Source organism: Nostoc sp. PCC 9305 (assembly GCF_963920915.1).
Classification (GTDB): domain Bacteria; phylum Cyanobacteriota; class Cyanobacteriia; order Cyanobacteriales; family Nostocaceae; genus Nostoc.
The window spans coordinates 1-7,455 of record NZ_CAWUDN010000191.1 but is presented as its reverse complement, the minus strand read 5'-3'; the positions used below and the strand labels follow the sequence as shown (position 1 = coordinate 7,455).

General features: G+C 44.8%; 6 protein-coding genes. 4 read left to right on the top strand and 2 right to left on the bottom strand.

The features are described 5' to 3' along the window. Positions 1 to 53: 53 nt before the first annotated feature. A complete protein-coding gene (locus ACM0OX_RS34595) occupies positions 54 to 752 on the bottom strand; it encodes a hypothetical protein (protein WP_414519603.1) in 699 nt (232 codons plus the stop codon). Continuing rightward, on the bottom strand, positions 727 to 1,998 hold the full coding sequence (locus ACM0OX_RS34590; protein ID WP_414519601.1) for a sulfite exporter TauE/SafE family protein: 1,272 nt from the start codon (positions 1,996 to 1,998) through the stop codon (positions 727 to 729). Before ACM0OX_RS34590 ends, ACM0OX_RS34595 begins: the two co-directional genes overlap by 26 nt. Positions 1,999 to 2,457: 459 nt before the next feature. Here ACM0OX_RS34590 and ACM0OX_RS34585 point away from each other — a divergent pair, with 459 nt between their 5' ends. From ACM0OX_RS34585 to ACM0OX_RS34570, 4 genes are all read left to right on the top strand, one after another. Continuing rightward, on the top strand, positions 2,458 to 3,780 hold the full coding sequence (locus tag ACM0OX_RS34585; protein ID WP_414519599.1) for an ABC transporter substrate-binding protein: 1,323 nt from the start codon (positions 2,458 to 2,460) through the stop codon (positions 3,778 to 3,780). 341 nt (positions 3,781 to 4,121) lie between these two features. After that, a complete protein-coding gene (locus ACM0OX_RS34580) occupies positions 4,122 to 5,033 on the top strand; it encodes a carbohydrate ABC transporter permease (protein ID WP_414519597.1) in 912 nt (303 codons plus the stop codon). A gap of 3 nt (positions 5,034 to 5,036) precedes the next feature. Then, positions 5,037 to 5,921, top strand: a complete 885-nt coding sequence (locus ACM0OX_RS34575) for a carbohydrate ABC transporter permease (RefSeq protein WP_414519595.1) — start codon at positions 5,037 to 5,039, stop codon at positions 5,919 to 5,921. Between the two features lie 130 nt (positions 5,922 to 6,051). Next, a complete protein-coding gene (locus ACM0OX_RS34570) occupies positions 6,052 to 7,143 on the top strand; it encodes an ABC transporter ATP-binding protein (RefSeq protein ID WP_414519594.1) in 1,092 nt (363 codons plus the stop codon). Positions 7,144 to 7,455 lie beyond the last annotated feature (312 nt).

The following is a 7,455-nucleotide window of genomic DNA, read 5'->3' as shown; positions in this document are numbered from 1 at the left end:
ATAACTCATAACTCATAACTCATAACTCATAACTCATAACTCATAACTCATAACTACTCCCCACCCCTCCTCATACTTTGCATGACGACAACTAAGATGCCGATAAATCCGAGAATTGGCAGTGCGATCGCCCAAGTTGGTAATTGTTGAGATTGACCCTCTACTAGATCGCCATTGACATTTCGTAGGTTTTGTGTCTGTGTAGACCCGCCTCCTGCCACAGTCACTTCAAATTTGAATTCAAAGGGTTTGAATCTTGCCCCAGAGACAGGTTTTCCATTTAGTTGCAACTCATAAAGACCTGGTTTGGGAAAGACAACTTCTGCACCTGGGATGCCTTTATAACGTTCGGCTGACACAGGTTGTAACTGTGGTTCTAACAGCGGTGGCTCTCCGGCTGCATAAGGTTCGGCATAAACAGCCAACTGACAATTACACTGCGATAGGGGAATCACCTTTCCACCTCTGCGGGTAAGTGCAAACCAGGCTTGGCTTGCTTCTCCAGCAGTGGGATTATCATTTGGTTCAATGTGGAGAGTACCGCCTACATCTGAGCCTACTTCTACCTTGTGAGCAAAAGCAGGGTAAAGATTAGTTATTGATATAACTAAGCAACTCAGGAATAATAAATACTTTATTGTTCTTTGATTTTTCCAGAAAATGCCTTTGAGAGGGTAACGCTTCTGTTTTTGACTCGTTGGGATGGAGCCAGAAAATAAGGATGATTTACCGCGATTTGATTGGGGGAACATAAAACTTTTCTACGGCTAACTTTGACCAAAAAAAGCGCGAGCGCACTAGCAAAACACTGAGAGTAACAATTACCACCAGTACTGCCGCTAATTTATTTCCCCAAGTTGATTGCAAGGAACCCAGATAATGGGAACCAATCAACACAGTATGAATGGCACTCAAGAGCAAGGCTGGCACACCCAATAGATGAATCTGTCGCCAACGCTTGCCCAAAGATTTTTGCAACGATTCCCAACTTGTAAAAGCGGCGGGGGACATTAATACCAATGCTACAGCACCCGCAGCCATCCCCCACTGAAATTCTGGTGGCAGAAACGAAAAGGCGGCAAAATTCCATTGCAATGAGTGTTCTATCATGTGGAAGGTGTGAACCACAGAAAGCACAAAAGATCCCACACCCAAGCCGCGACGGTAACGCAGTGGTGAAGCCCACAAGCCACTAATCGGACGCGCAATTAACGCCAAAATTAAGCAGATTAAGGCGGCGTGTCCGGTGTAATCTACCATTGTGTCGCCAGTCCGCAGCAAGGTGATAACGCCAATGGTGAGTGTTACCCAACTGCCTAATCGAAACAACTGACTGCGCCTGTCTTTACTTACCAAAGATGTGGAAACGCCCACACCTAGCATCGTAGGCAAGGTTCCCAAGCCAAAAGCCAGCATAGTAGCTGTACTCATCCATAAATTGCCAGTTTCAGCGGCTTTAATTTGGGCAGCATACAGGAAGCCACAGGGCATTAAACCCCAAGTCATCCCTAAAAGCATTGGCGTCCACCATTTGGTTTTTAAGGAAAGTTTAACCATTCCTCTGCTGAGGCGATCGTGTAAACTACCTTGTAATAGGGGATGTAACACCGGAATGCGCGGTAGTAAATCGGGTTTTACTTGTCCTAAGCCAAACCAAATCAACATCACACCAGTTAGAATTGCCATCCAGCGCCGGAAGTCGCTGCCAATACCTGCTAGCTGTCCACCTTGCAGCAATACCGAACCTAGCGCCCCAATGCCAGCACCGACTAGAGCATAGCTCAACATCCGCCCCAGGTTTAGCAGGATATGAAATTTTAATTGCTGTTGCCAAGTATCGGGCTTTTCTAAGGTTGATGTCCGTCCCAAAGAGACTGTTTGTGGGCTTTTCGGCTGATGAGACAGAGAAAATGCCACTGTTAGCGGGCCACACATCCCAAAGCAGTGTCCAAAACTCCCCAGGAACCCCAGGACTGCAATCAGCAACAAATCTACCATAAAAAAAGTTCCGAGTTCTGAGTCATGAGTCCTGAGTGTAAGAATAAAGATTTTGAAGAAGTAATTAAGAAATTCTTTTCTTCTTTGCTCAGTACTCAGCACTCTTCTAGTGGGGCACTTTACGTGAAGTTGCGATCGCTGTCAAAAGACAAAGCGTCAAACTTGATGTTTTCTCTAGGAAATGTAATTTATCTAAACTTTTGCTGACAATTGCCTAAATTCTGTTATCAAGCGCTAAGTAGGTAAGCAAAATAAAATCAAACTATGTTGACAAAAATAAATGAGGCTAAAACCCTTTTATCTCCTGATTTTTGCCTTCTATTTTCTGCCTCATTCCAACAACAAATATTTATACCCACTACTGATTAAGCCGTAAAAAAATAATACGAAATAATCTTTTTTGAGATATTTTATGTTTTTCTTTCCTAAGGATTACTACTAGCGATCGCTACATTGATAATGTTGTACCGAAAGCCAATAAACAAGTTGCAAAAATTCATTCAAAAACAAAGTTATTTACATATAGGGGTTTTTCTGGCAACTATCTTAAGCATCATATTATTCAGTTGGATAGCGCTCTCGCAGCAACCAGTTACCCTCAATCTGTTAATGACTGCCCCTGATGCCGAACCTTGGAGGCAGGGTTTAATTAGAGACTTCGAGGCTGAGAATCCTGGTATTCGCATTAACTTAGTTGAAGGGCCGAATGCCACAAATTTGCTCGAAGACCTGTATACCTCATCTTTTATCTTGGGTGAATCCCCTTATGACCTGATTAATATGGATGTGATCTGGACATCCAAGTTTGCTGCTGCTGGATGGTTGCTACCTTTAGGCGATCGCATTTCTAAAGAGGAGTTAGGAGCATTTTCATCCCAGGATGTAGAAGGGGGACGTTATCAAAACCAGCTGTACCGCATTCCAGTGCGTTCCGATGTGGGAATGCTCTACTACCGAGAAGATTTAATCAAACAAGCGGGATTAAAACCGCCAGAAACATTTGATGATTTGCTCCGAATTTCCCAAGTTTTGCAGAAGAAAAACCAGGTGAAGTGGGGCTATGTTTGGCAGGGTCGCCAATATGAAGGACTTGTGGCGATGTTTGCAGAAATCCTCGATGGCTTTGGTGGCTTCTGGGTTAAACCCGACACCCTCGAAGTTGGACTAGATCGACCAGAAACATTACAAGCCATTGAGTTTCTGCGTAGTACCATCAGCGAAGGCGTTTCTCCTCCTGGAGTCACAACCTATCAAGAAGAAGATACGCGCCGTTTGTTTCAAAGTGGTCAAGTAGCGTTTTTACGTAGTTGGCCTTATGCGTGGCCTCTAGCCCAAGCAGAAAATTCGCCAATCCGGGGCAAAATTGCGATTAAACCGATGGTTCATGCTCCTGGGAAGACGGGAGCGGCTTGTTTAGGGGGCTGGGGTTTAGGGATTTCTAAAACCTCTAGACATCCTGAAGAAGCTTGGAAAGCAATTAAGTATTTTACCAGTCGGGAAGCACAGCGCCGATTCATTTTCAGTGCAGGTTATGTGCCCAGTCGCCGGGATTTGTTTACAGCCCCAGAGATTGTTGCTAAATACCCCCACTATCCGCAGTTATTGCAGGTCGTAGACAATGCAGTTTTACGTCCACCGATCGCGCAATATGCTCAAACATCAGATATTTTACAGCGTTATCTCAGCGCCGCGTTATCCGGTCGGATGAATTCGGAACGAGCAATGCAAGCTGCGGCGGCTGAAACGCGCCGATTGTTGGGTGCAGGGGGAGTTAGAAGTTAAAGCATTGGCTTAAGGGACTTCCAAGAAATAAATTATCCAAATAAACGAACCACAGAGACACAGAGAACACAGAGAGAGGAAAAATAGAGAGAGTTTTTGCGTCAGTTTTGGAACATTTTTTTGATTTGGAAGTACCTAAAGACAATACAGTTCAGTTAAGCAATTTTTTCCTTCTCTTTCTTCTCTCTGTGTACTCTGCGCCTCTGTGGTAGCCTGCGGCAAGCCGTACCACTTCGTGGAAGCAAGCTACGCGTAGCGTCTCGTAGAGAAGCGTCTACGTTAAAAAAAATGACTTTGACAAAGAGTGCTAGCCTTACCTGAACCGTATTGCCTCATAACAAATGACAAATTTACATACACTTAGAAATCGAGAACAACAGACAGCCTGGATCTTACTAACACCCGCATTGCTGCTGTTGTTGTTTGTATTTGCCTACCCGATTTTACGAGCATTTTGGTTAAGCGTATTTACTAGAAATTTGGGAACAGAGCTACAATCCGTATTCTCTGGTTTGGACAATTATGTGCGGATGGCTGGAGATGGTCGTTTCTGGCAGAGTTTGTGGGCGACAACCGTGTTCACAACAGCATCAGTCATCTCAGAACTGCTGCTAGGACTGGGGATTGCCTTAGTTCTCAATCAGGCGTTTTTTGGTCGGGGCATAGTGCGTACAACCGCCATTATCCCTTGGGCTTTGCCTACTTCTCTAATTGGTCTGGCGTGGGCTTGGATTTTTAACGACCAGTTTGGGGTTGTGAACGATATTCTGCTGCGCCTGGGACTGATTAAGACTGGGATTAATTGGTTAGGAGAGCCAACGTTGGCAACGATCGCACTGGTTTTTGCTGATGTTTGGAAAACTACGCCGTTTATCAGTATCCTGTTGTTAGCTGGGTTGCAGTCGATATCAAAAGACCTTTATGAAGCTTACTCGGTCGATGGGGCAACTGCTTGGCAAAGTTTCCGCAATATTACCCTGCCATTGCTGCTGCCGCAGATATTAATTGCAGTGCTATTTCGGTTTGCTCAAGCTTTCGGGATTTTTGACTTGGTTGCTGTGATGACTGGGGGTGGCCCTGGTGGTGCTACGGAAGTGGTGTCATTGTACATTTACTCCACGGTGATGCGCTACTTAGATTTTGGTTATGGAGCAGCCCTGGTAGTAGTGACATTTTTAATATTAATTGCGGCGGTGGCGATCGCTAGTTTCTTGCTTAACAAATACCGTGCCAAAACATCAGGAGCCATTTAAGCTATGAGTGTAACTCCCCAAACAGTTGCAACGACTCCAAAACGAACAGGGGGAACCAAGTTTTCTCTGAAAAAAATCTTGCTGTTCATCATAGTTGTATTAATAGTGCTATTTAGCCTAGCACCAGCTCTATGGCAATTGCTAACCTCGTTTAAAGTGAATGAGGATATTGCCGCCGTTCCTACTGTCTATTTCCCCACACGATTCACTTTTAATCACTACATTGAGTTATTTACTCGTCGTCCATTTTGGCGCTACATCTTCAACAGCGCTTTTGTGTCGATTACTTCTACCGCTGTAGCTTTAGCGATCGGCGCACCTGCGGCTTATGCTCTCGCACGGTTACGCCCTTGGGGAGAAAAAGTTATCCTCGCCAGCATTTTAATTGTTACTTTATTTCCTGGAATTCTCTTGTTCTTAGGACTATTAGAAATTATCCAAGCGCTGAAATTGGGCAATAATTATCTGGCGCTGATTATACCCTACACTGCGATCAATTTGCCGCTAACAATTTTAGTCCTTAAAAGCTTTTTTGAACAATTACCAAAAGACTTGGAAGATTCTGCTAGGGTCGATGGCTACAACACTTTTCAACTACTGTGGCAAATCGTGCTACCCATGACCCTTCCCGCCTTAGTAACTACTGGAATTCTTACCTTTATTTTTGCTTGGAACGAGTTTATCTTCGCTCTCACGTTTATGACGCGTGAAGAGTTGAAGACAATTCCGGTTGCTGCGGCTCAGTTGGGTGGTGCGACAATATATGAAATTCCTTATGGCCCGATCGCTGCTGCAACTGTCATCGGGACATTACCCCTGATTTTACTAGTTTTGTTTTTCCAGCGCCGGATTGTCCAAGGTCTTACCGCTGGTGCTGTCAAGGGATAAGGGGGAGCAGGGGGAGCAGGGGAGCAGGGGAGCAGGGGAGCAGGGGAGCAGAGGAGCAGAGGCAGAAGAATTACATAGCCAGTTCCCAATGACAAATGACCAATGACCAATGAAAAATGACAAATGAAAAATGGCTAAACTCGAACTTAAAAACTTGAATAAAACCTACAGTCCTAAAGTCGTCCCTGTCAAAGACGTTAGTTTAACTGTAGATAACCATGAGTTTCTCACTTTACTTGGCCCTTCTGGCTGTGGTAAATCCACGGTTCTACGCATGATTGCGGGTCTTGAGGAACCGACTCGCGGTCAAATCGAGATTGGGGAGGTGGATGTCACCTATAAACGAGCAAGCGATCGCAATATTGCAATGGTATTTCAAAGCTATGCACTCTATCCTCACATGACGGTGTACGAAAACCTCGCTTCTGGACTCAAGCTGAAAAAAGTCCCACCGACAGAAATTAAACAGCGAGTGGCAGAAGTGGCAGAAGTTTTGGGATTAGCAGAGTTAATGAACCGCAAGCCTGGCCAAATGTCTGGAGGTCAACGGCAACGGGTTGCTGTCGGTCGTGCTTTGGTGCGTAATGCCGATGTCTACCTACTGGATGAACCTTTAAGTAACCTGGATGCACTATTGCGAGAAAGAGTCCGAGCCGATATCAAGCAAATTTTTGCCGCTCAAAAAGTGCCAGTTGTCTACGTTACCCACGACCAAACTGAAGCGATGACGCTCTCTACGAAAGTTGCATTGCTCAATGATGGCTATGTCCAGCAACTCGACCCGCCTGACCGCATTTATAACCATCCAGCTAATCTATTTGTGGCTGGATTTGTTGGTAGTCCGCAAATGAATTTGCTGACTCTACATTGTAAGGGACAATACGCGCTCCTGGGTAATTTCCAAATACTTCTCCCAGATATACCAACTGTACCACCGCAGATTGTTCTGGGAATCCGCCCAGAGAATGTCCGCATAGCTCAACCAGGTGATACCCAGACTATTCAAGGGCGAGTGTTTTTAGTGGAAAACTTGGGTATGCATTATTTGGTTAGTGTCAAGGTTGAGGGTTCACAAACTGGAGCGATTACAGTACGTGCTTTGTTGCCAACAGACCAAAATTGGAGTAACGAGGATATTACACTCGCATTGCCCCCTGAAGATATTCACTGGTTTGATGTGCAATCTGGCCATGCTCTTGTTAAAAGACAAATGTTAGGTTAACGCAAGCAAGAGACGTGATGGATCGCCGTCTCTACGATACAGGTCAAACGACTTCTCCAAAAAATGTTATTTTTTGGCGATCTCTGCCAATCCCAAAAATAAACCTCGTGCTACGCGAGGTTCTACGAGGTGTTATTTACGGATGTGGAGGCAATAGTCGATTGATTGCGTGTGATGCGGTTAGGATTAGATTTGAAACTCTGTCACTAGTTCCATAACGACAGACAAAATCTTTAAAACCCTTCTGCCTTCTGCATTAAGAGGTTGTTTGAAAAGTGGTTGGCTGTGATTTTAGGCACTTATTGATCCCCC

Excerpts from the sequence above, each read along its gene's own strand:
- ACM0OX_RS34575 (WP_414519595.1), top strand. The coding sequence starts at position 5,037 with ATGAGTGTAACTCCCCAAACAGTTGCAACGACTCCAAAACGAACAGGG.
- ACM0OX_RS34570 (WP_414519594.1), top strand. The coding sequence starts at position 6,052 with ATGGCTAAACTCGAACTTAAAAACTTGAATAAAACCTACAGTCCTAAA.
- ACM0OX_RS34595 (WP_414519603.1), bottom strand. The coding sequence starts at position 752 with ATGTTCCCCCAATCAAATCGCGGTAAATCATCCTTATTTTCTGGCTCC.
- ACM0OX_RS34585 (WP_414519599.1), top strand. The coding sequence starts at position 2,458 with ATGTTGTACCGAAAGCCAATAAACAAGTTGCAAAAATTCATTCAAAAA.
- ACM0OX_RS34580 (WP_414519597.1), top strand. The coding sequence starts at position 4,122 with ATGACAAATTTACATACACTTAGAAATCGAGAACAACAGACAGCCTGG.
- ACM0OX_RS34590 (WP_414519601.1), bottom strand. The coding sequence starts at position 1,998 with ATGGTAGATTTGTTGCTGATTGCAGTCCTGGGGTTCCTGGGGAGTTTT.